Source organism: Aliiroseovarius sediminis (genome assembly GCF_022678485.1).
Lineage (GTDB): Bacteria > Pseudomonadota > Alphaproteobacteria > Rhodobacterales > Rhodobacteraceae > Aliiroseovarius > Aliiroseovarius sediminis.
Genome location: NZ_JALBYP010000026.1, coordinates 329972 through 348873 on the forward strand (window position 1 = coordinate 329972; position 18902 = coordinate 348873).

General features: G+C 55.9%; 33 protein-coding genes. 5 read left to right on the forward strand and 28 right to left on the reverse strand.

Annotation, left to right across the window (positions count from 1 at the left end):
• Positions 1-35 precede the first annotated feature (35 nt).
• The 15 genes from rplO to MN186_RS08185 form a co-directional block, all read right to left on the reverse strand.
• Positions 36-506, reverse strand: coding sequence for a 50S ribosomal protein L15 (rplO, locus tag MN186_RS08115; protein WP_242113864.1), 471 nt, complete (start codon positions 504-506; stop codon positions 36-38).
• A 160-nt stretch (positions 507-666) separates the two neighbouring features.
• Positions 667-810 carry a hypothetical protein gene (locus MN186_RS08120; RefSeq protein WP_242113865.1) on the reverse strand — a complete coding sequence of 48 codons (144 nt, stop codon included), beginning with the start codon at positions 808-810 and terminating at the stop codon, positions 667-669.
• A gap of 547 nt (positions 811-1357) precedes the next feature.
• Positions 1358-1546: a 50S ribosomal protein L30 gene (gene rpmD / locus MN186_RS08125; RefSeq protein ID WP_242113866.1), complete on the reverse strand. Its 189-nt coding sequence runs from the start codon at positions 1544-1546 to the stop codon at positions 1358-1360.
• Positions 1547-1558: 12 nt separating this feature from the next.
• Positions 1559-2128, reverse strand: coding sequence for a 30S ribosomal protein S5 (gene rpsE / locus MN186_RS08130; protein ID WP_242113867.1), 570 nt, complete (start codon positions 2126-2128; stop codon positions 1559-1561).
• 117 nt (positions 2129-2245) lie between these two features.
• Positions 2246-2605: a 50S ribosomal protein L18 gene (rplR, locus tag MN186_RS08135; protein ID WP_242113868.1), complete on the reverse strand. Its 360-nt coding sequence runs from the start codon at positions 2603-2605 to the stop codon at positions 2246-2248.
• A gap of 11 nt (positions 2606-2616) precedes the next feature.
• Positions 2617-3150 carry a 50S ribosomal protein L6 gene (rplF, locus tag MN186_RS08140; protein WP_242113869.1) on the reverse strand — a complete coding sequence of 178 codons (534 nt, stop codon included), beginning with the start codon at positions 3148-3150 and terminating at the stop codon, positions 2617-2619.
• Positions 3151-3160: 10 nt separating this feature from the next.
• Positions 3161-3553, reverse strand: a complete 393-nt coding sequence (gene rpsH, locus MN186_RS08145) for a 30S ribosomal protein S8 (RefSeq protein ID WP_242113870.1) — start codon at positions 3551-3553, stop codon at positions 3161-3163.
• A gap of 13 nt (positions 3554-3566) precedes the next feature.
• Entirely contained in the window at positions 3567-3872 is a 306-nt protein-coding gene (gene rpsN, locus MN186_RS08150) for a 30S ribosomal protein S14 (protein ID WP_242113871.1), read from the reverse strand.
• A gap of 19 nt (positions 3873-3891) precedes the next feature.
• Positions 3892-4455 carry a 50S ribosomal protein L5 gene (gene rplE, locus MN186_RS08155; RefSeq protein ID WP_242113872.1) on the reverse strand — a complete coding sequence of 188 codons (564 nt, stop codon included), beginning with the start codon at positions 4453-4455 and terminating at the stop codon, positions 3892-3894.
• Positions 4455-4760 carry a 50S ribosomal protein L24 gene (gene rplX, locus MN186_RS08160; RefSeq protein WP_242113873.1) on the reverse strand — a complete coding sequence of 102 codons (306 nt, stop codon included), beginning with the start codon at positions 4758-4760 and terminating at the stop codon, positions 4455-4457. The genes rplE and rplX overlap by 1 nt, the downstream gene beginning before the upstream one ends.
• Before the next feature lies 1 nt (position 4761).
• Complete coding sequence (gene rplN / locus MN186_RS08165; protein WP_159806805.1) at positions 4762-5130, reverse strand: 50S ribosomal protein L14; 369 nt, start codon at positions 5128-5130, stop codon at positions 4762-4764.
• 84 nt (positions 5131-5214) lie between these two features.
• The gene (gene rpsQ, locus MN186_RS08170) at positions 5215-5445 is read right to left on the reverse strand and encodes a 30S ribosomal protein S17 (RefSeq protein ID WP_242113874.1); all 231 of its coding nucleotides are present in this window, start codon (positions 5443-5445) and stop codon (positions 5215-5217) included.
• Between the two features lie 14 nt (positions 5446-5459).
• Positions 5460-5660 (reverse strand): 50S ribosomal protein L29, encoded by a 201-nt coding sequence (gene rpmC / locus MN186_RS08175; RefSeq protein WP_242113875.1) that lies wholly within the window; start codon positions 5658-5660, stop codon positions 5460-5462.
• 189 nt (positions 5661-5849) lie between these two features.
• A complete protein-coding gene (locus MN186_RS08180; protein ID WP_242113876.1) occupies positions 5850-6338 on the reverse strand; it encodes a hypothetical protein in 489 nt (162 codons plus the stop codon).
• Positions 6339-6405: 67 nt separating this feature from the next.
• A complete protein-coding gene (locus tag MN186_RS08185; RefSeq protein WP_242113877.1) occupies positions 6406-6888 on the reverse strand; it encodes a bacterioferritin in 483 nt (160 codons plus the stop codon).
• A gap of 121 nt (positions 6889-7009) precedes the next feature.
• On the opposite strand from MN186_RS08185, the gene MN186_RS08190 reads away from it, so the two are divergent.
• Together MN186_RS08190 and MN186_RS08195 are read left to right on the forward strand one after the other, a co-directional pair.
• Positions 7010-7630, forward strand: coding sequence for a TIGR02466 family protein (locus MN186_RS08190; RefSeq protein ID WP_242113878.1), 621 nt, complete (start codon positions 7010-7012; stop codon positions 7628-7630).
• A 143-nt stretch (positions 7631-7773) separates the two neighbouring features.
• Positions 7774-8352, forward strand: coding sequence for a hypothetical protein (locus MN186_RS08195; protein ID WP_242113879.1), 579 nt, complete (start codon positions 7774-7776; stop codon positions 8350-8352).
• A 97-nt stretch (positions 8353-8449) separates the two neighbouring features.
• Here MN186_RS08195 and rplP read toward each other — a convergent pair whose 3' ends face one another.
• The 6 genes from rplP to MN186_RS08225 all read right to left on the reverse strand — a co-directional run bounded on the left by rplP (position 8450) and on the right by MN186_RS08225 (position 11867).
• A complete protein-coding gene (rplP, locus tag MN186_RS08200) occupies positions 8450-8863 on the reverse strand; it encodes a 50S ribosomal protein L16 (RefSeq protein ID WP_242113880.1) in 414 nt (137 codons plus the stop codon).
• A gap of 12 nt (positions 8864-8875) precedes the next feature.
• A complete protein-coding gene (gene rpsC, locus MN186_RS08205) occupies positions 8876-9583 on the reverse strand; it encodes a 30S ribosomal protein S3 (protein WP_242113881.1) in 708 nt (235 codons plus the stop codon).
• Positions 9583-9963 (reverse strand): 50S ribosomal protein L22, encoded by a 381-nt coding sequence (gene rplV, locus MN186_RS08210; RefSeq protein WP_242113882.1) that lies wholly within the window; start codon positions 9961-9963, stop codon positions 9583-9585. Before rplV ends, rpsC begins: the two co-directional genes overlap by 1 nt.
• Before the next feature lie 3 nt (positions 9964-9966).
• On the reverse strand, positions 9967-10245 hold the full coding sequence (rpsS, locus tag MN186_RS08215) for a 30S ribosomal protein S19 (protein ID WP_242113883.1): 279 nt from the start codon (positions 10243-10245) through the stop codon (positions 9967-9969).
• A gap of 3 nt (positions 10246-10248) precedes the next feature.
• Entirely contained in the window at positions 10249-11091 is an 843-nt protein-coding gene (gene rplB, locus MN186_RS08220) for a 50S ribosomal protein L2 (RefSeq protein WP_242113884.1), read from the reverse strand.
• Positions 11092-11366: 275 nt separating this feature from the next.
• Positions 11367-11867, reverse strand: a complete 501-nt coding sequence (locus tag MN186_RS08225; protein ID WP_242113885.1) for a cupin domain-containing protein — start codon at positions 11865-11867, stop codon at positions 11367-11369.
• Between the two features lie 264 nt (positions 11868-12131).
• Here MN186_RS08225 and MN186_RS08230 point away from each other — a divergent pair, with 264 nt between their 5' ends.
• The gene (locus MN186_RS08230) at positions 12132-12419 is read left to right on the forward strand and encodes a hypothetical protein (RefSeq protein WP_242113886.1); all 288 of its coding nucleotides are present in this window, start codon (positions 12132-12134) and stop codon (positions 12417-12419) included.
• Positions 12420-12433: 14 nt separating this feature from the next.
• Here the strand turns inward: MN186_RS08230 and MN186_RS08235 are convergent, their stop codons facing one another.
• Positions 12434-13150 carry a L,D-transpeptidase gene (locus MN186_RS08235; RefSeq protein WP_242113887.1) on the reverse strand — a complete coding sequence of 239 codons (717 nt, stop codon included), beginning with the start codon at positions 13148-13150 and terminating at the stop codon, positions 12434-12436.
• Between the two features lie 288 nt (positions 13151-13438).
• On the opposite strand from MN186_RS08235, the gene MN186_RS08240 reads away from it, so the two are divergent.
• The gene (locus MN186_RS08240; RefSeq protein ID WP_242113888.1) at positions 13439-13879 is read left to right on the forward strand and encodes a hypothetical protein; all 441 of its coding nucleotides are present in this window, start codon (positions 13439-13441) and stop codon (positions 13877-13879) included.
• A gap of 130 nt (positions 13880-14009) precedes the next feature.
• Here the strand turns inward: MN186_RS08240 and MN186_RS08245 are convergent, their stop codons facing one another.
• The 5 genes from MN186_RS08245 to MN186_RS08265 all read right to left on the reverse strand — a co-directional run bounded on the left by MN186_RS08245 (position 14010) and on the right by MN186_RS08265 (position 16888).
• The gene (locus MN186_RS08245; protein WP_242113889.1) at positions 14010-14306 is read right to left on the reverse strand and encodes a 50S ribosomal protein L23; all 297 of its coding nucleotides are present in this window, start codon (positions 14304-14306) and stop codon (positions 14010-14012) included.
• Positions 14303-14920, reverse strand: a complete 618-nt coding sequence (gene rplD / locus MN186_RS08250; protein WP_242113890.1) for a 50S ribosomal protein L4 — start codon at positions 14918-14920, stop codon at positions 14303-14305. Before rplD ends, MN186_RS08245 begins: the two co-directional genes overlap by 4 nt.
• Positions 14917-15654, reverse strand: a complete 738-nt coding sequence (gene rplC / locus MN186_RS08255; protein ID WP_242113891.1) for a 50S ribosomal protein L3 — start codon at positions 15652-15654, stop codon at positions 14917-14919. The genes rplD and rplC overlap by 4 nt, the downstream gene beginning before the upstream one ends.
• Before the next feature lie 14 nt (positions 15655-15668).
• Entirely contained in the window at positions 15669-15977 is a 309-nt protein-coding gene (gene rpsJ / locus MN186_RS08260) for a 30S ribosomal protein S10 (protein WP_091428130.1), read from the reverse strand.
• Between the two features lie 209 nt (positions 15978-16186).
• Complete coding sequence (locus MN186_RS08265; RefSeq protein ID WP_242113892.1) at positions 16187-16888, reverse strand: NYN domain-containing protein; 702 nt, start codon at positions 16886-16888, stop codon at positions 16187-16189.
• A gap of 197 nt (positions 16889-17085) precedes the next feature.
• Between MN186_RS08265 and MN186_RS08270 the strand changes: the two genes are divergently transcribed.
• A complete protein-coding gene (locus tag MN186_RS08270) occupies positions 17086-17580 on the forward strand; it encodes a hypothetical protein (protein ID WP_242113893.1) in 495 nt (164 codons plus the stop codon).
• Positions 17581-17725: 145 nt separating this feature from the next.
• Here the strand turns inward: MN186_RS08270 and tuf are convergent, their stop codons facing one another.
• The gene (gene tuf / locus MN186_RS08275; protein WP_242113894.1) at positions 17726-18901 is read right to left on the reverse strand and encodes an elongation factor Tu; all 1176 of its coding nucleotides are present in this window, start codon (positions 18899-18901) and stop codon (positions 17726-17728) included.
• Position 18902: the final 1 nt, after the last annotated feature.

Below are 18902 nucleotides of genomic sequence, written 5' to 3' on the forward strand. Positions count from 1 at the left end.
GATATGTAAGGGGCTGCGGCGCCCCTCACAAGGTCTTATTCAGCCGCAGCCGGCGCCGCGACGGTCAGTTTGCCGCCAGCTTTTTCAACGGCCTCGACCGCCGATTTCGACGCGCCGGTCACGGTGATGGTCGCCTTGGCGGTCAAGTCGCCCTTGGCCAGCACGCGAATGCCGTCCAGCTTGCGGCGCACAAGACCCGATTCCACCAGCGTATCTTCGGTGATGTCTTTGGCGTCGAGCTTTTTCTCGTCGATGAATTTCTGGATCAAACCCAAGTTGATCACAGCGAATTTCTTGCGATTCGGCTTGTTGAATCCACGCTTGGGCAGACGTTGATAGATGGGCATTTGCCCGCCTTCGAAACCCTTGATGGCAACGCCCGAACGCGATTTCTGACCTTTGATACCACGACCACCGGTCTTGCCCATGCCCGAACCAGGGCCACGGCCCACGCGTTTACGGGATTTGCTTGCGCCGGGATTGTCGCGCAGTTCATTCAATTTCATGTCGCTTCTCCTTTTGCCGGAACTGACCCATGAAGCGGAAGGGGCCAAACACGGCTTTTCTTGGTTTTGATTCTGTGGCGTAGGACGCCACCGGGGGCGTATAGCCCCAAGATGTCCGCCACGCAAGCCTTGCATCGGTCACGATGCGCTGACCCCGGGATTACTTGTTGCAGTCGCGCAGATACTCGGTCCAGGTCGGAACAAAGTCGGATGTCAGAAAACGATGGGCGGCAGTCTGGGCGGCGGTGACCACCCCCGGAAGGGCGTTTGCCAGCAGGGCGACGGGGGTTACGAGGGCGTTCATCTTGGTGGTCCTAAACAGGGGGTGAGTTGTTAGCGCCCTGATAGGAGCGGTTCGTCTTGGCGACCACCGACGATTGAGAAAGGCCGGGATGCAGGGGTTCCATGGCGCGACCAACCACTAACCGCTACTGGGTATGAACAACCTTCTTCACACTATTTACACACTCTTCGTTGCGACGTTCCAGTTCCGCATAGATGGCTCTTTGCTAAATTGGAGTTGAGATGTATTCACCACTATCCAGAATGCGGCAAAGATACCCAATGGGCATATCTTGTGTGGTTTCGGGGCTGACCCGCCCCGCGCAAGCGGCGGTGATTATGCTGGAGATCGAAATAATGACGACTGCGCCAAACTTCATTCCGGGAATCCTTCGGGTTTAATCGTCGGACTTTTCGGACTTAGCGTTAAGAACTGAAGCACCCTGCCATCAACCTTTGGGTGACATACTCACCACTCACCTGCCTCGGAACTGATCTCCAAACAGAAAACACCCCGGCCATTCCTGACCGGGGTGCTTCAACTCTTCAAGACTTGGACCAAGCTGAAGTCAGCCCTTCTCTTCCACAATCTCAACCATGTGCGAGATTTTCGAGATCATGCCGCGTACGGCGGGCGTGTCTTCGAGTTCGCGGGTTTTGTGCATCTTGTTCAGGCCCAGACCGATCAGCGTTTGGCGCTGTTTGGCGGGGCGACGGATCGGAGAGCCGATCTGTTTGACGACGATGGTTTTAGCCATGGATCGGGCTCCTTACGCGTCTGCGGCTTCGGCGGCTGCCGGAGCGTCAGGTTTGGCGCCCAGAATATCGGCGACTTTCTTGCCGCGACGTTGGGCAATCATACGTGGGCTGGACTCTTTGGTCAGACCGTCGATGGTGGCGCGGATCATGTTGTAAGGGTTCTGCGAGCCCAGCGACTTCGACACGACGTCTTTGACGCCCAACATTTCGAATACAGCACGCATCGGACCACCGGCAATGATACCAGTCCCTTCCGGGGCGGTGCGCATGGTCACTTTGCCAGCGCCATGACGACCTTCGATGTCGTGGTGCAGAGTGCGGCCTTCGCGCAGCGGCACGCGGATCATTTGGCGCTTGGCTTGCTCGGTTGCTTTACGAATGGCCTCGGGGACCTCTTTCGCTTTACCTTTGCCAAAGCCAACCCGGCCTTTCTGGTCGCCAACAACGACAAGAGCTGCAAAGCCAAAGCGCTTACCACCCTTCACGGTTTTCGACACGCGGTTGATCGCAACCAGGCGATCTGCAAATTCCGGAGCTTCGTCACGATCGCGGCGACCCCGGCGGTTATCACGTTCTGCCATCAGAACATCCTTTCATGGTGGCGCGCTTGATGGGCGCCGTTCAACTCGATCCCAGTGGGCAGACTGCCCCCGGATCATCGGAAGGGCGCCGAAACATCCGACGCCCTTCTCAGGGTCTTAAAACTTCAGCCCGCCTTCACGCGCAGCGTCGGCCAGAGCCTTCACCTTGCCGTGAAACAGGAAGCCGCCGCGGTCGAAATAGCATTCTTCGACGCCGGCTTTCTTGGCACGTTCCGCGATCGCGACACCCACTTTGGTGGCTGCGTCGATGTTGTTTTTGCCAACCACGCCCAGATCCTTCTCGAGGGAAGAAGCCGAAGCCAGGGTGACGCCATTCACATCGTCGATCAGCTGTGCGCTGATGTTCTTGTTCGAGCGATGCACCGAAAGGCGCATCTTGCCTACGTTGTGCTTGCGCAGGCTGTTCCGGACGCGCAGGCGGCGCTTGAGGAACAGGGTCCGTTTGCTGTTTGCCATCTGTCTGGTCCTTACTTCTTCTTACCTTCCTTGCGGAAGATATACTCGTCTTTGTATTTGATGCCTTTGCCTTTATAAGGCTCGGGTTTGCGCCATGCGCGGATGTTGGCCGCGACCTGACCGACGAGTTGTGGATCAACGCCCTCAACAACGATTTGGGTCTGCTTGGGCGCAGTCACGGTCACACCCTCGGGTGGGACAAAGTCCACATCGTGCGACAGGCCAAGGTTCAGCTTCAGAACGTTGCCCTGCATTTGGGCACGGTAACCAACACCGTTGATTTCCAGTTCTTTCTTGAAGCCATCAGAGACGCCGGTCACCAGATTCGCGATAACAGTGCGGCTCATGCCCCATTGCTGCCGCGCACGCTTGGACTTGCCACGCGGCTGAACGGTTAGCTGATTATCCGTGACATCAATGGTGACATCATCAGTTGCTTTGAAGCTCAGGGTGCCTTTCGGCCCCTTCACTTCGACGGTCTGACCGGACTGCGTAACGGTTACGCCAGCAGGCAGCTCGACCGGTTTTTTACCAATACGAGACATACAGACCTCCTTAGAAGACGGTGCAAAGCACTTCGCCACCAACATTCTGGCTGCGAGCGTTTGCATCGGACATGACGCCTTTAGAGGTCGAGACAATCGAAACGCCAAGGCCCTGACGGACCTGTTCGATGTTCTTGACGCCCATATAGACGCGACGGCCAGGGGTCGAAACCCGTTGAAGTTCGCGGATAACCGGAACACCGTCAAAGTATTTCAGGCTGATTTCAAGAGTGGGGTGCCCACGCTCGTCAGTGCCGCTTTCGTAGCCGCGGATGTAGCCTTCGTCAGCCAACACATCCAGAACCCAAGCACGCAGCTTCGACGCGGGGGTCGAAACAACCGACTTACCGCGCATTTGCGCGTTGCGGATACGGGTGAGCATATCGCCGATAGGATCGTTCATATTTATCTCTCCCTTACCAGCTTGATTTCACCAGGCCGGGGATTTGGCCATTCGAGCCAAGATCCCGCAGCGCGATCCGCGATACTTTCAGCTTACGATAGTAAGCGTGCGGACGACCGGTCAGCTGGCACCGATTGTGCAGCCGGGTCGCCGAGCTGTTGCGCGGCAGTTCTGCAAGTTTCAGGCGCGCCTTGAAACGCTCTTCCATCGACTTGCTCTCGTCGTTTGCGATTTCTTTCAGCGCGGCACGTTTGGCGGCGTATTTTTCCACCAGACGCTGACGCTTCTTCTCGCGTTCGATCATTGCTTTTTTAGCCATGTCTATTCCTTCCCGCGGATCAGCTGTTAAAGGGCATGTTGAAGTGCTTCAGCATGCTCTTTGCTTCCGCGTCGGTTTTCGCGGTGGTGGCAATTACGATATCCATACCCCAGCTTTCATCGACTTTATCAAAGTCGATTTCCGGGAATACGATGTGCTCTTTCAAGCCCATGGCATAGTTGCCACGGCCATCGAAAGACGTGCCCGGAACGCCACGGAAGTCGCGGATACGGGGCATCGCAATGGTGATCAGGCGGTCCAGGAATTCATACATCCGGTCACCGCGCAGGGTCACTTTCGCACCCAGCGGCATGTCCTCGCGGACACGGAAACCAGCAATGGATTTCTTGGCTTTCGTCGTCAAAGCCTGTTGGCCAGCGATGATCGTCAAGTCAGCAACCGCCGACTTGGCTTTTTTCGAATCCTTAACGGCTTCGGCACCACAACCGATATTCAGAACGATCTTTTCCAGACGCGGGATCTGCATGTCGTTCTTGTAACCGAACTCCTCTTTCAGGGCGGCACGGATGCTGTCCTTGTAAGCGGCCTTCAGGCGGGGGGTGTAGTTAGCGGTATCCAGCATCAGACAGTCTCCCCTGTGGTTTTGGCGAAACGCACTTTCTTGCCGTCTTCCTCGCGGAAGCCGACGCGCGTTGCTTTGCCGTTTTTGTCCAGCAGCGCCAGATTCGACAGTTGGATCGGCATCGCTTGCGGGATGCGGCCACCTTGTGCGGTTTGGCTTTGACGCGTGTGGCGGATTGCGATGTTCACGCCATCAACGACAGCTTTGCCAGCTTTCGGGTCAACAGAGGAGATTTCACCCTGCTTGCCCTTGTCCTTGCCAGCCAGAACGACAACCTTGTCGCCTTTTCTCAACTTGGCAGCCATCTTACAGCACCTCCGGAGCCAGCGAGATGATCTTCATGAAGTTCTTCGCGCGAAGTTCGCGAACAACCGGGCCGAAGATACGGGTTCCCATAGGCTCGTTGTTGTTGTTCAGAATAACGGCCGCATTGCGGTCGAAGCGGATGGCGGTGCCGTCTTCACGACGGACCTCTTTTGCGGTGCGAACGACGACAGCCTTGCGGACGTCCCCTTTCTTTACGCGACCGCGTGGGATGGCTTCCTTGACCGAGACGACAATGATGTCGCCAACGGATGCGTACTTACGCTTGGAACCACCCAGAACCTTGATGCACTGAACACGGCGCGCGCCGCTGTTGTCAGCAACATCCAGATTTGTTTGCATCTGGATCATGTGGTTTCTCCCGACCTTCTGGGCGCCGATGCTTGGCGAAATCCCCAGGGTTTCGACTTGTTAAGTCGTCCGGGAAGGCTAGTCTTAGCCTTCCAGAACTTCCCAACGCTTGGTTTTCGACTTCGGCGCGCATTCGATGATGCGAACCTTGTCGCCAGCCTTAAAGGCATTCGTTTCATCGTGAGCCCGGTACTTCTTGGACTTACGAATGGTTTTTTTCAGAACCGGGTGGGTGAAACGGCGTTCAACCGACACGGTGACTGTTTGGGCGTTTGCGGCGCTTGTCACAGTGCCTGACAGGATACGTTTGGGCATTCTCTAGGCTCCTCTTACTCAGCCGCAGCTTTGGCTTGTTCGTTCAGAACGGTTTTGACGCGGGCCGCGTCGCGACGCACCTGACGCATACGGGAAGTATTCTCGAGGGCACCTGTGGCCTGCTGGAAACGCAGGTTGAAGGCCTCTTTTTTCAGCTCTGCCAGCTTTTCACGCAGCTGGTCAGGAGACTGATCACGCAGTTCCTTGGCGTTCATTCGCCTTTTCCTTTCCTTGCACCAGAAGGCTCTGCCCTGTTTGCTGGCAGGTCACCCTATATCTGGTGGGTGAATGTCAAAACACACGAATCCCGTAACCGGGAATCCATGCGATGTGGCTCTATAGGGGGGATAGGGGGTGGGGGCAAGGGAAAGTTTGGAGAAACAGCCACTTGAAATCAGGCGAAGTTATTCAGGCCCATCCCCATAATAGGCTTGCATGGATGAAAGTAAGCTGTCCACGCCATCTAGTAATTTTTGCCGGTCTGGTCGAACCACCTCAGGAAGTTCATCTAATACCTCATTAGCCACCTCACCGGAAAGCTGTGCGACCTCAGTCCCATACTGGTTCACATCGCCTTCGGGGTTCTGCTCCAACCACTCTTTATAGTCGCCATATTCAAATGCTGCCGCTCCCGCTAAGCCAGCAAAGGGGATGATGGTCACTGCCCGCCGCAACCGGGCCTTCGCCTTCTCTTTCGCCCTTGCCCTGGCGACGGCGCGACGCTCGTTTGCTTCTGATTGAAGTTTGGTCGTAGCAACGGCAGCAGTAACCGCTGTAGCGCGCCAAATCGGTTGGAATACAAAATTGACAACCCCAAGAACGGCATTTCCGAGCAAGCTAACCACAAACAGCGCTGCAATGTTTAAGCGTATGAATAAAACCAGCCCCTTCATGTCGAAATAGTTAATCCGATCATAGATTGAAGACCAGTGGCAAATATGCCCAACTTTGTGTGGGTTCTCACTCTTCCTCGGCACCGCCGCTGACAAATTTCGAGGCATAGCGTTGCTCACCAATGCGTTCGATCAAGCTTAGCTGAAGCTCCAACCATCCCCGGTGCCCGACTTCATCAATTGCGATCTCTTCGAACAGTGCTTTCGTCGCAAGATCATCCGCGTCATAGGCCGCCTTGGAAGCTTGTGTGTAAAATACGATCGCTTCTTTCTCGTCTTTCAGATCCGACTCGAACATCTCTTTCAGCGTCTTGGCCGTTTTCGGGGCCGCAGCAAAGGCAACCTCCGGCTCGCCGCCCAGTTCCAGAATACGCGTCATGAAGCGGCTGGAATGGCCCAGCTCTTCTTCAAACTCTCCACGCATCGTTTCGGCCAGCTTATTCAGCCCCCAATCATCCAGCACATGAGCGTGCAACTGGTACTGATGCGCCGCCGTCATTTCCATCTGAAGGGCCGTGTTCAGGTGCTTACAAATTGTATCGTTAGACATGTGCTGATTCCTTCTTTGTCATTCAGTTTTAAGGTAACTATCGATCAAACGTCTTCAACCCGCGTGTTGATTTGTCGCATAAATGCTCGTCCTTCTTTCCCAAATATAATAAAACGCCCTCATGCCCAACATATCTTCCCTCTTCGTGACCCGCCTTTACCACGCTCATCTGTCGGAGTTTGACCCAAAGCTCAGCCAAGACGAGCTTTATGACAGCTGCTATTCCATCGCCGAGGATGATGAGGCGGGGCAGGAGTGGTGCGAGAAGGAAGGCTATCCCGGCTACACCTCTTATGCGTCGCTCACCGACCTGCCGTGGCGGTTCCCGATCTTCAAGGATCTGGTGGACGCGCTGGACAAGCATGTCGCGGCCTTTGCCGAGGATCTGGAATTCAATCTGGATGATCGCAAGCTGGAGCTTGAGGATATATGGATCAACATCCTGCCGCCCGGCGGCTACCACTCGGCCCATATTCATCCGCATTCCGTGATCTCCGGCACTACCTATCTGGCCCTGCCCGAAGGCGCGGGTGCCCTGCGGTACGAAGACCCCCGCCACGCCATGATGATGGCCGCCCCACCCCGCCGCAAGAACGCGCGCGAAGAGCTGCAGAGCTTCATCACCAAACGCCCCGCCGAGGGCGACGTGCTGCTGTGGGAAAGCTGGCTGCGCCACGAGGTGATGCAAAACACAGGTGAAGAAGAACGGTTGTCGGTGAGTTTTAATTATAAGTGGGGGTGATCATCTGACCGCGGCGTGTGTAGTTGCGTTTGAGAGCAATTGTGGTGATTGCGGGCTGTACCATGCGGCATCACGCTAACTTTTTACCTGAACAACCGATCCCGAAAAGTCTATGAAATTGGTTGGAGACTAGGATTACCAAAGTGACACTTAGCAAATTTGACGTGCGCGCCCCCGAATTGAGCTCCCGCGACCCTGACTGCTTCGAACCGTTCAGTTTTCCTGACGTATGGCAACTGGAAGAACACGAATCTTTTTCCAGATTGAGGATCGGCCCATCTGGCCGACAAATAGGCCTTATGCTTGATATCTGTAAACGGTGGGAAACGCCGTTGTGGATGCTGGTTGTTGTCGTCGTCTCAAGGGACGAGTGGGCTGAAGGCCGCTACCAATCACCCCATCCTGTTTCTTTTAGCGAACTGGAACTGCTGCTCTGGGAGTACCAAGAGCTGTTCGAGCAAGATGGGCGAGCGCACATGTGGATTGGTTCGTCTGAAACCAAAAATTTGCTTGTCATGGATCGCCATAACCTTATTTACGCTTACGGTGATCTGGCGAGCATTGAAAACACCGTGGTCGCCAACGCGCTTTCGGAAGGTGACGTTTCTATCCCCTACCCACATTCGCACCATTATCATGTAGAGTTTGACTCGACGTTCCGTGCGCTAATGGAGCACTGGGACTGGCGCTACTCAGAACTTCAGCCAGGCGATGACGACTAGACATCAACAATCCCTAGAAGAGAAAAACCCCCGCCGATTGCTCGACGGGGGGTTCTTTTCTTAACCTAGGTCAGAAAACGCTAAGCGTTTTCGACCTTTACCAGTCCTCGCGAACCACGACGCGTGATTTGATCGGCAGCTTCATCGCGGCAAGGCGCAGGGCCTCGCGTGCGACGTCGTCATTGACGCCGTCGATTTCGAACATCACGCGGCCCGGTTTGACCTTGCAGGCCCAACGGTCCACCGAACCTTTACCCTTACCCATACGCGTTTCGATGGGCTTGGCGGTCACGGGGGTGTCCGGGAAGATGCGGATCCAAACACGGCCTTGACGTTTCATGTGACGCGTCATGGCACGGCGGGCAGCTTCGATCTGGCGTGCAGTCACACGCTCAGGTTCGGTCGCCTTCAGACCATAAGAACCGAAGTTCAGGTCAGACCCACCTTTGGCCTCACCCTTGATCCGGCCTTTGTGCATCTTGCGGAATTTTGTACGCTTTGGTTGCAGCATATCTGGGACTCCTTAGCGACGGCCGCCAGCGCCACGAGGCGCGGGACCTTCCTGAAGCTCGGCCTGGCGACGATCACGGGCAGCAGGGTCGTGCTCCATGATTTCACCTTTGAAGATCCAGGTTTTGATGCCGATGATGCCGTAAGGCGTCATTGCTTCAGCATGTGCATAATCGATGTCAGCGCGCAGGGTGTGCAGGGGCACACGGCCTTCGCGATACCATTCGGTCCGTGCGATCTCGGCACCGCCAAGACGGCCCGCGACATTTACACGAATACCCAAGGCACCCATACGCATTGCGTTCTGCACCGAGCGCTTCATGGCACGGCGGAAGGACACACGACGTTCAAGCTGCTGCGCAATCGATTCAGCGACCAATGCGGCGTCCAGCTCGGGCTTGCGCACTTCAACGATGTTGAGGTGCAGTTCCGAGTCGGTGATCTTGGCGATTTTCTTGCGCAGGGTTTCGATGTCTGCGCCTTTCTTGCCAATGATCACGCCGGGGCGGGCAGTGTGGATCGTCACGCGGCACTTTTTGTGCGGACGTTCGATGATCACACGGCTGATGCCGGCCTGCTTGCATTCGGTCTTGATGAAGTCACGAATTTTCAGGTCTTCCAGAAGAAGATCGCCGTAATCTTTCGTGTCTGCATACCAGCGGCTGTCCCAAGTGCGGTTAACCTGAAGGCGCATGCCGACGGGATTGACTTTGTTACCCATTAAGCTTGCTCCTCAACTTGACGCACCTTGATGGTGAGTTCCGAAAACGGTTTGATGATCTTGCCGAAACGACCACGGGCGCGCGGACGACCGCGTTTCATGGTCAGGTTCTTGCCCACATAAGCCTCGGCGACGACCAGTTCGTCGATGTCAAGGTTGTGGTTGTTTTCGGCGTTGGCGATGGCCGACTGCAGACATTTCTTCACGTCCTGCGCAATGCGCTTGTTCGAGAAGGTCAGATCGTTCAGAGCCTTGTCCACCTTCTTGCCGCGGATCATGCCAGCAACCAGGTTCAGTTTTTGCGGGGACGTACGCAGCATACGGGTCTTGGCCATAGCTTCGTTATCGGCCACGCGGCGGGGATTTTTATCCTTACCCATGGCTTACTTCCTCTTCGCTTTTTTATCAGCCGCGTGACCGTAATAGGTCCGCGTCGGCGAATATTCACCGAACTTCTGGCCGATCATGTCTTCGGACACACTCACAGGAATGTGCTTGTGACCGTTATAGACGCCAAAGGTCAGGCCCACGAACTGGGGCAGAATGGTCGAACGACGCGACCAGATCTTGATGACCTCGTTTTTCCCCGATTCGCGGGATTTCTCGGCTTTTTTGAGGACGTAAGCGTCGACAAAAGGGCCTTTCCAGACAGAACGTGCCATATCTTAACGCCCCTTCTTCTTGGCGTGACGCGAACGGATGATCAGGTTCGACGACGCCTTGTTCTTGTTGCGAGTGCGTGCACCCTTGGTCGGCTTCCCCCATGGCGTGACCGGATGACGGCCACCCGAGGTCCGACCCTCACCACCACCGTGGGGGTGGTCGACCGGGTTCATCACAACACCACGGACGCTGGGGCGAACGCCTTTGTGGCGCAAACGACCGGCTTTACCGTAGTTCTGGTTCGAGTTGTCGGGGTTCGACACGGCGCCAACGGTGGCCATGCATTCCTGACGCACAAGGCGAAGCTCGCCCGAGCTCAGACGGATCTGGGCGTAGCCGCCATCACGACCAACAAACTGAGCGTAAGTGCCGGCTGCGCGGGCGATCTGACCGCCTTTGCCCGGCTTCATCTCAATGTTATGAACGATCGTCCCGATGGGCATACCCGAGAAGGGCATCGCATTGCCAGGCTTCACGTCGGCCTTGGCCGATGCGACAACCTTGTCACCAACAGCCAAACGCTGCGGGGCAAGGATGTAAGCCTGTTCACCGTCTTCGTATTTCACAAGTGCGATGAAGGCTGTACGGTTGGGGTCATATTCAATACGCTCGACCGTTGCGGCGACATCAAGCTTGTTCCGCTTGAAGTCAACGATACGATAAAGGCGCTTTGCACCACCACCACGGCGGCGCGACGTAATCCGTCCGGTATTGTTCCGACCACCCGATTTCGTAAGACCCTCTGTCAGGGACTTAATCGGGCGACCTTTCCAAAGCTCCGAACGGTCGATCAGAACCAGCCCACGCTGGCCTGGCGTCGTCGGTTTGTACGACTTGAGTGCCATGCTTTCTGTCTTCCGTTGCTTTGAGGCAGTCACCTGCCTGAGTTAAAGGGCCCCGAAGGTCCCCAAATTCCAAATATCACAAGGCCCCGGAACGAATCCGAGGCCACGCGACCTGCGCGATGTATCAGGGATGGTGGGGGGTGTCTAGTGGACGGGGTTGGTTTTCAAGTGAAACTCGGTCGACCTAGATCCCCGACGCGGCAGAGGGGATGGATTGTCTGCCCGGCGGCTGTGCGGACCGAGTTGCCATTGGTTCGTCGCACCGGAATGTCCGCTCACTTTTTTGCACCAGCTTGCGGCTCTTCAATCGAATTGTGGTCGACCAGATTCCAAGGCAGGCCCGCGTTCCGGAAAATACGTTTACCCTTGTTCGGGTAATCGCCGACGTCATGCGACAGCCGCTCGCCGACCACGATGCAGCGCAACGTCACTGTACCGGTGTTTTGAATGGAATGCGCCAGCCCGCCTTTGCGGTAACCCAAGAAGTCACCTGGGCCGATTTCATAGGCTTCCTTACCAACAATGGCTGTCGCATTACCTTCCAGCACATAAACGCACTCATCTTCATGGTGGTGGACATGATACTCGGTCGTTTCTCGGCCAGGCTCCACCTCAATGATATGGAAACCAAAACCGGTAATTCCGGTCAAGTCGCCTAAACTCTTGTTGATCCGTTGAGCATTCAGATTGAGAAAATGCGTTTTTGATAGGCCTTCCTCTGAACTGATTTCGTTTGCTGTGATAAGATAGCGATTGGCGTCTTGTTCTTCTGACATGGATTTTCCTTCGTTGACGTCTGATCCTAGTCTAGATGCGATTTGACGCCAGAAGATATCAGTGCAACTTTATCCGTCAAAGCAACCCTTCGAGCGCATTGCAACACCCGGCAAATGGGCACGAAGCAGTCTTTGCGCGCGATCTTTCCAAGCCCCCAATCCGGCAACGACGGGAATGCTTACTCTGCCACCACCTAAACAACCCCCTTCCCCTCGCCCTCAAAATCCCCCATCTTCCCCAAAAGAAGTCTATGGGGACGTAAGATGAAGAAGTTGGTTATTATGACAGGTGCTGCTCTGGTGTCGCTTTCAGCCTGTGTCAGCCCGGAAGGTGTCAGTGGCGGTGTGGACACGCGGTCGATGGGGCAAGTGCCGGAAAACGTGCGCGCGATTGCGGCGCCCTATCAGGATCTGAGCGATGTACGGATCAATGAAGCTGACGGGTGTTTCGTCTATCGCCATCAGGGGCCGGTTGAAACGACCTACCTGCCTCTTCGTAACCGCAAGGGCCAGCCGATCTGTGTCAAACGCGAAGAATCGGCTGAGGCTTGACCCACCGGCGCGCGTCAGCTGCGCGCCGTAACGCTTTCAGCCGGGTAAAGATGGGCGGTTACACCAGTTTCAACCTGATCATACAGCCCGATAATATGCGCCATCACCATACGCACGCAGCCCGAGCTTGCCCGCCCACCGACAGACCGCGGCGAAGGCGAGCCGTGGATACGAAGATAGGTATCGCGATTGCCCTCGAACAAATAGAACGCACGCGATCCAAGCGGATTTCTCGGCCCACCGTCCACACCATCGGCGACCGGCCCATAGGTATTGGGGTTACGCGCGATCATATCTTTCGTTGGGGTCCAAGTGGGCCATTTGGCCTTGCGGCGAATGGTATAAGTACCAGACTCGTATAGGTTACCACGCCCAATCGCGACGCCATAGCGCATCGCCGTTCCATCCGCGCGGATGTGATACAGATAGCGTGCAACGGCATCGACGTGAATGTCACCAGGTTTCAGACCGGGATTGGCCTCGACCAATTTGGGCAGGAAACGTGGATGCAAGCCCCACGGGTTCGACGTGAACGGGTCATAATTGGCGGGCGTCACCTGCGCATCATAGGCATTCCACTTGGACCGGTTCGACACCGGCCGCCGTTTGGTTTTTACCGTCGGCTTTACTGCAGCCTGTTCAGCTTCACCATCCTGCGCCCAGACAGGCGAAGAAATCGGCGCCGAGAACATCGCGGCAGAAGTGATGACAAAGTGGCGTCTGGTCAACATGGGTATGAACCTCGTCGGTCGTTAGGTCGGTACTTCAACTGCCCTAATGTATTGATGTCTGAGCAAATCGCGAGTCAAAATGACGTGTGCGGGCAAATAGGGGCAAAGCGTGGCTTGATGAACCCATTGGAAGGGAGGCACAGTGAATGCCGCTTCGTACGAAAGTTTGCGCCACTCTCGGCGGTTGCACAAACACCTGCATCAAACAACTGTCGTCACAACGCCCTCTAAGGGTGTCCAAACCAAACAGGTCAAGTGACCCGCATACAGATTGCCAGGGGTGTATCATTGTTCAAAAAACTGGCTGTTATCACCGTCATGCTTGGCACGGCCATGTCGGTGCCTGCGGCGATATCCGTCGCGCGTAAATACATGGCCGCATCGAGATACGATCTGTCCGAAGAAGCACAGGCCTATGTGGCTGTCTGCCAGCAACAGATGTCTGCTTCATTGAAAGAACGCGATCACTATACGCGTTACTTCACGATACTGCATTATCCCGCTTCAATACAGTTATGCAGCTGTGTGGCAGATCAACTATCGACGTCTCGACCTAATGATTTTGAGAAAGCCAACATCGTCTTTGTGAAGGTGACACAGGTATTGGATGGCTCAAAGGCTGACCTTTTGGATGTCGTGACGGATCTTGGCGACAGACTAGGACTGTCTGAAGCCGAAATAGCCGAACTTTTCCGCGCAAACAACAACGCGTTCAAGAAGTGTCTTTGAAAGAACCCATGCCGATCGAAAGCTTTCATCGGCTGCTATGACTCACAACAATTGATGCGCAAATCTACCCCCAATGAAAAAGCCCCCGCCATTCGGCAGGGGCTTTCAATATCTCGCGTCAGCCTGACGATCAGAGACCAGTAGTCACGTCGATCGTGTTGCCCTCTTCCAGGGTCACATAGGCTTTCTTGACGTCTTTACGCTTGCCTAACTGGCCCCGGAAGCGCTTGACTTTACCCTTCGTGATCGACGTGTTTACGGCTTTCACCTTCACGCCAAACAGGGTTTCAACAGCTTCCTTGATCTGCGGTTTATTCGCGTCGATCGCCACTTCGAAAACAACCGCGCCATGCTCGGACGCCATGGTTGCTTTCTCGGTGATCAGCGGCTTGCGGATCACGTCATAGAGTACAGCTTTATCGGTCATTTCAGGCGAGCCTCCAGAGCTTCGACACCTGCTTTGGTGAGCACAAGTGTGTCACGCTTCAGGATGTCATAGACGTTGGCGCCCATCGACGGCAGGATGTCCAGACCTTCGATGTTACGAGCAGCTTGGGCGAACTTTTCGTTCACTTCCGCACCGTCGATAACCAGAGCGCGTTTCCAGCCCAGATCCTTGACTGCTTTGGCCAGAACAGCAGTTTTGCCGTCAGCGTCAGCCGTGTCGATCACAACCAGTTCGCCAGCTTGCGCTTTGGCGGACAGGGCGTGTTTCAGACCCAGTTTACGGAATTTCTTGGTCAGGTCGTGGCCGTGGCTGCGAACAACCGGGCCCTTGTAGATACCACCACCACGGAAGATCGGGGCCGAACGTGCGCCGTGGCGTGCGCCACCGGTGCCTTTTTGGCGATAGATCTTCTTGGTCGAGTATTTGACCTCGGACCGCGTTTTCACCTTGTGGGTGCCAGCTTGTGCGTTGTTACGCTGCCAGCGGACCACACGGTGCAGGATGTCGGCGCGCGGCTCAAGACCGAACAGGGCCTCGTCCAGCTCGACCGAGCCGGCCTTTTTGCCGTCCAGTTTGATTACATCAAGTTTCATGCTTCACCACCTTCCGCGGGCGCTTCTTCCGCCACATCAGATGCCTTTGCTTCAGTTGCAGCCGATTTCAGACCTGCCGGGAACGGAACGTCCTCGGGCAGCTTCTTCTTGACGGCGTCTTTCACGGTGACCCAGCCACCCTTCGATCCAGGGACAGCGCCCTTGATGAAGACCAGGCCGCGATCTGCGTCGGTTCTCACGACTTCCAGGTTCTGCGTGGTCACACGGACATTACCCATGTGGCCGGCCATTTTCTTGCCTTTGAACACCTTTCCGGGGTCCTGACATTGACCGGTTGAGCCGTGCGAACGGTGTGAAATCGACACACCGTGCGTGGCGCGCAGACCGCCGAAGTTGTGGCGCTTCATTGCACCGGCAAACCCTTTACCGATCGAGGTGCCAGCAACGTCAACCTTCTGGCCTTCCATGAAGTGTTCGGCCGACAGCTCTTCGCCAACGGCGATCAGAGCGTCTTCGGACACGCGGAATTCCACCAGCTTGCGCTTCGGCGCCACGTTCGCTGCGGCAAAGTAGCCGCGCAAAGGCTTCGAAGTGCGTTTAGCTTTGGCTTCACCAGCGCCCAACTGAACAGCGGTGTAGCCGTCTTTGTCAGCGGTGCGGTTGCCCACGACTTGCAGGTTGTCCATATGAAGAACGGTTACAGGGATCTGCTTGCCGTCTTCCATGAAAAGCCGGGTCATGCCGACTTTCTTTGCGATAATACCAGAGCGCATCTGTGATACCCTCCTTAGACCGAGATCTGGACGTCAACGCCAGCAGCCAGGTCGAGCTTCATCAGCGCGTCCACGGTCTGCGGTGTCGGGTCAACAATGTCGAGCAGCCGCTTGTGCGTGCGAATCTCGAACTGATCGCGGGATTTCTTGTCAACGTGAGGTCCACGCAGAACCGTGAACTTCTCGATTTTGTTCGGCAGCGGGATGGGGCCGCGAACGTTTGCACCGGTCCGTTTGGCGGTGTTGACGATCTCTTGTGTGGAGGCATCCAGCACGCGATAGTCAAACGCCTTAAGACGGATACGAATGTTTTGACTTGTCATAGCATTCGCCCTTTCAGGCAGAGAGTTGATAGGACGACAGGCGGCTCATTCCCCCTGCCCTCGTCGAACCCCGGACAAATTCAAAAAGCGGGACCGAATCCCGCTTGTCAATTCGCCCAGCGAACTCGCGCGTGATACAAGGGGACGGGGGACGAAGCAAGGGGCAATATAGTCCGGCGCGCCAAGTTTAGGCGACGCGGCTCCGCCTGTCAGGCATACGCGGGTTGCACAAATGTTTCGTCTAACCTTAAACCTTTTACGCCGTATTCACCCTTCAACAGAAAACCCTGCTGCGTCACCTCGGGAAATTGCTCGGCCCAATCGCGGTACCGGTCGTTCGTCACAACAACAGCATTCAACTTGCGCGCGGTGCTCAGAATAGCTGAATCCGCGATGGTTCCCTTGGGAACAACCGTGACGCTGCCCCGACGCAGATTCAGCATCCTCTCAAAATCTTGGTCATGCAGATACCGGTCTGCCAAGATATATCCGGCATTCGCGTCGAAAAAGAAATGCGGGGAATATCCGCGCGCAGCAAGGTTGTCGGATACGTCACGTAACGGCTGGACGCTGGGATCGCCATCCCGCCAGTGCATGACATTCGACCCGTCAATAATGACCCATTTCCGCGCGGCAGCGGCACGTATTAAACGGCGTCTCGTCGCGGCTGGGGGGCGTGTCTGACCTCGCTTTTTTGCGACCGACACCCGACGCCGCTTCTTCGCGATGGCACTATCTGCGACAGGACTGCGCGGTTGAGACCATAGCCGCTGCAACAGCAGGAAAATGCTGGCCAGGGCGATTGGTCCTGCAAGCAACAAAATATCTGTCCATGCTGGCACAAGTAATGCCGCAATAACGTAAACAGTTGAAAGGATAGCAACGGAAACAAGAAACACCAAAGCAGTCATCCCCCCTAACGACTAATCGAAGCACAGTGCCACAGCCAAAAACGCGCGCATCTTATCGCGTTACCGCCATGATCGGGCGCAATCAAGGCAACTTCTTGCTTAGAAGGTGCGCGGGTCGATGGAACCTTATCTAAGGGCTGGCGTTGGGTGGGTGACAGGTGCCCAAGAGCACCGCGTTAATACAAAGGAGTAATCCGATGACGATACGTAAAACTCTAACCGCTGGGCTGCTTACCGCCACCATGCTGTCAACTGCGGCCTTTGCCGACACGACGATGGTGAAAGAGGTCAACGTCGACGTGGAAATGGAAGACCTTGAAAACGCAACCGCCGCCGCGCACTGGACCATGATCTCGGACGACTTGGAGAACGCGATTGTAGAGCGTCTGGTTGACCGCATTGATGACGAAGGTGTGCGGATCAGCATTGACGTGAACGAAGTCGAACTGGCCAACACGCTGCAATCCGCCGCGGGCGTTGCAGATTCGTCTTTGTCCGGGCGTGTGAAAATCATCAGCCCGAACGACAACTCGAAATTCAACACCTACGACCTGACGGTGACGTTTGCACAAGCGATCCTGTTCTTCCCAGAAGATCTGGACGTGTCCGCGCTGACGACGAACAGCAAGGAGTATTATGACGGCATGATCGCAGCCTTCGCCGAACATGTTGTCAAACGACTTGATGGGTAAAAGGTGATTTGAAACCGCAGACCAACAACAAAAAGGCCGCCCGTTGGGCGGCCTTTCCGTTTTCTCGCTGTTAGGCTCTCGGCGGATTAGGCGTTGCCGCCAAATCGCCTGTCGCCCAGGTCAAATTCCCGGAGGGAATTTAACCTCAAGCGATGATCTTCGACACAACGCCCGAACCAACGGTGCGGCCACCTTCGCGGATGGCGAAGCGCAGGCCGTCTTCCATCGCGATCGGGGCGATCAGTTCAACGCCGAACTTCAGGTTGTCGCCCGGCATCACCATCTCGGTGCCTTCAGGCAGCTCAACCGTGCCGGTCACGTCGGTGGTCCGGAAGTAGAACTGAGGACGGTAGTTCGCGAAGAACGGCGTGTGACGGCCACCCTCTTCCTTGGTCAGGATATAGACCTCGGCTTCGAACTTCGTGTGCGGGTTCACCGAGCCCGGCTTACACAGAACCTGCCCGCGCTCGACCTTCTCACGATCAATACCGCGCAGCAGAACGCCGACGTTGTCGCCAGCTTCACCGCGATCAAGCAGCTTGCGGAACATCTCAACGCCCGTGCAGGTCGTCTTCTGCGTGTCCTTCAGGCCGACGATTTCGATCTCGTCGCCAACGTTCACAACGCCACGCTCAACACGACCGGTCACAACCGTGCCGCGGCCCGAGATCGAGAACACGTCTTCGATCGGCAAGAGGAACGCACCGTCAACCGGGCGCGCCGGGGTCGGGATGAAGTCGTCAACAGCCGCCATCAGTTCGCGGATCTTGTCTTCGCCGATATTCGCGTCGCGACCTTCCAGTGCAGCCAAAGCCGAACCAGCAATGATCGGAATGTCATCACCCGGATAGTCGTATTCGGTCAGAAGTTCGCGGATTTCCATCTCGACCAGCTCAAGCAGCTCTTCGTCGTCAACCTGGTCAACCTTGTTCATGAACACGACCATGGTCGGGATGCCAACCTGGCGGCCCAACAAAATGTGCTCGCGCGTCTGCGGCATCGGGCCGTCAGCAGCGTTCACAACCAGGATCGCGCCGTCCATCTGCGCCGCACCGGTGATCATGTTCTTCACATAGTCAGCGTGGCCGGGGCAGTCGACGTGCGCATAGTGGCGCGTGTCGGTTTCATATTCCACGTGCGCGGTCGAGATCGTGATCCCACGCGCCTTCTCTTCCGGCGCACCGTCAATCGCGTCATATGCCTGGAAATCACCAAAATACTTCGTGATCGCCGCCGTCAGCGTCGTCTTGCCGTGGTCAACGTGCCCAATCGTGCCAATGTTGACGTGCGGTTTGGAGCGTTCAAACTTTTCCTTAGCCATG

Excerpts from the sequence above, each read along its gene's own strand:
- rplO (WP_242113864.1), bottom strand. The coding sequence starts at position 506 with ATGAAATTGAATGAACTGCGCGACAATCCCGGCGCAAGCAAATCCCGT.
- MN186_RS08120 (WP_242113865.1), bottom strand. The coding sequence starts at position 810 with ATGAACGCCCTCGTAACCCCCGTCGCCCTGCTGGCAAACGCCCTTCCG.
- rpmD (WP_242113866.1), bottom strand. The coding sequence starts at position 1,546 with ATGGCTAAAACCATCGTCGTCAAACAGATCGGCTCTCCGATCCGTCGC.
- rpsE (WP_242113867.1), bottom strand. The coding sequence starts at position 2,128 with ATGGCAGAACGTGATAACCGCCGGGGTCGCCGCGATCGTGACGAAGCT.
- rplR (WP_242113868.1), bottom strand. The coding sequence starts at position 2,605 with ATGGCAAACAGCAAACGGACCCTGTTCCTCAAGCGCCGCCTGCGCGTC.
- rplF (WP_242113869.1), bottom strand. The coding sequence starts at position 3,150 with ATGTCTCGTATTGGTAAAAAACCGGTCGAGCTGCCTGCTGGCGTAACC.
- rpsH (WP_242113870.1), bottom strand. The coding sequence starts at position 3,553 with ATGAACGATCCTATCGGCGATATGCTCACCCGTATCCGCAACGCGCAA.
- rpsN (WP_242113871.1), bottom strand. The coding sequence starts at position 3,872 with ATGGCTAAAAAAGCAATGATCGAACGCGAGAAGAAGCGTCAGCGTCTG.
- rplE (WP_242113872.1), bottom strand. The coding sequence starts at position 4,455 with ATGCTGGATACCGCTAACTACACCCCCCGCCTGAAGGCCGCTTACAAG.
- rplX (WP_242113873.1), bottom strand. The coding sequence starts at position 4,760 with ATGGCTGCCAAGTTGAGAAAAGGCGACAAGGTTGTCGTTCTGGCTGGC.
- rplN (WP_159806805.1), bottom strand. The coding sequence starts at position 5,130 with ATGATCCAGATGCAAACAAATCTGGATGTTGCTGACAACAGCGGCGCG.
- rpsQ (WP_242113874.1), bottom strand. The coding sequence starts at position 5,445 with ATGCCCAAACGTATCCTGTCAGGCACTGTGACAAGCGCCGCAAACGCC.
- rpmC (WP_242113875.1), bottom strand. The coding sequence starts at position 5,660 with ATGAACGCCAAGGAACTGCGTGATCAGTCTCCTGACCAGCTGCGTGAA.
- MN186_RS08180 (WP_242113876.1), bottom strand. The coding sequence starts at position 6,338 with ATGAAGGGGCTGGTTTTATTCATACGCTTAAACATTGCAGCGCTGTTT.
- MN186_RS08185 (WP_242113877.1), bottom strand. The coding sequence starts at position 6,888 with ATGTCTAACGATACAATTTGTAAGCACCTGAACACGGCCCTTCAGATG.
- MN186_RS08190 (WP_242113878.1), top strand. The coding sequence starts at position 7,010 with ATGCCCAACATATCTTCCCTCTTCGTGACCCGCCTTTACCACGCTCAT.
- rplP (WP_242113880.1), bottom strand. The coding sequence starts at position 8,863 with ATGCTGCAACCAAAGCGTACAAAATTCCGCAAGATGCACAAAGGCCGG.
- rpsC (WP_242113881.1), bottom strand. The coding sequence starts at position 9,583 with ATGGGTAACAAAGTCAATCCCGTCGGCATGCGCCTTCAGGTTAACCGC.
- rplV (WP_242113882.1), bottom strand. The coding sequence starts at position 9,963 with ATGGGTAAGGATAAAAATCCCCGCCGCGTGGCCGATAACGAAGCTATG.
- rpsS (WP_242113883.1), bottom strand. The coding sequence starts at position 10,245 with ATGGCACGTTCTGTCTGGAAAGGCCCTTTTGTCGACGCTTACGTCCTC.
- rplB (WP_242113884.1), bottom strand. The coding sequence starts at position 11,091 with ATGGCACTCAAGTCGTACAAACCGACGACGCCAGGCCAGCGTGGGCTG.
- MN186_RS08225 (WP_242113885.1), bottom strand. The coding sequence starts at position 11,867 with ATGTCAGAAGAACAAGACGCCAATCGCTATCTTATCACAGCAAACGAA.
- MN186_RS08230 (WP_242113886.1), top strand. The coding sequence starts at position 12,132 with ATGAAGAAGTTGGTTATTATGACAGGTGCTGCTCTGGTGTCGCTTTCA.
- MN186_RS08235 (WP_242113887.1), bottom strand. The coding sequence starts at position 13,150 with ATGTTGACCAGACGCCACTTTGTCATCACTTCTGCCGCGATGTTCTCG.
- MN186_RS08245 (WP_242113889.1), bottom strand. The coding sequence starts at position 14,306 with ATGACCGATAAAGCTGTACTCTATGACGTGATCCGCAAGCCGCTGATC.
- rplD (WP_242113890.1), bottom strand. The coding sequence starts at position 14,920 with ATGAAACTTGATGTAATCAAACTGGACGGCAAAAAGGCCGGCTCGGTC.
- rplC (WP_242113891.1), bottom strand. The coding sequence starts at position 15,654 with ATGCGCTCTGGTATTATCGCAAAGAAAGTCGGCATGACCCGGCTTTTC.
- rpsJ (WP_091428130.1), bottom strand. The coding sequence starts at position 15,977 with ATGACAAGTCAAAACATTCGTATCCGTCTTAAGGCGTTTGACTATCGC.
- MN186_RS08265 (WP_242113892.1), bottom strand. The coding sequence starts at position 16,888 with ATGACTGCTTTGGTGTTTCTTGTTTCCGTTGCTATCCTTTCAACTGTT.
- MN186_RS08270 (WP_242113893.1), top strand. The coding sequence starts at position 17,086 with ATGACGATACGTAAAACTCTAACCGCTGGGCTGCTTACCGCCACCATG.
- tuf (WP_242113894.1), bottom strand. The coding sequence starts at position 18,901 with ATGGCTAAGGAAAAGTTTGAACGCTCCAAACCGCACGTCAACATTGGC.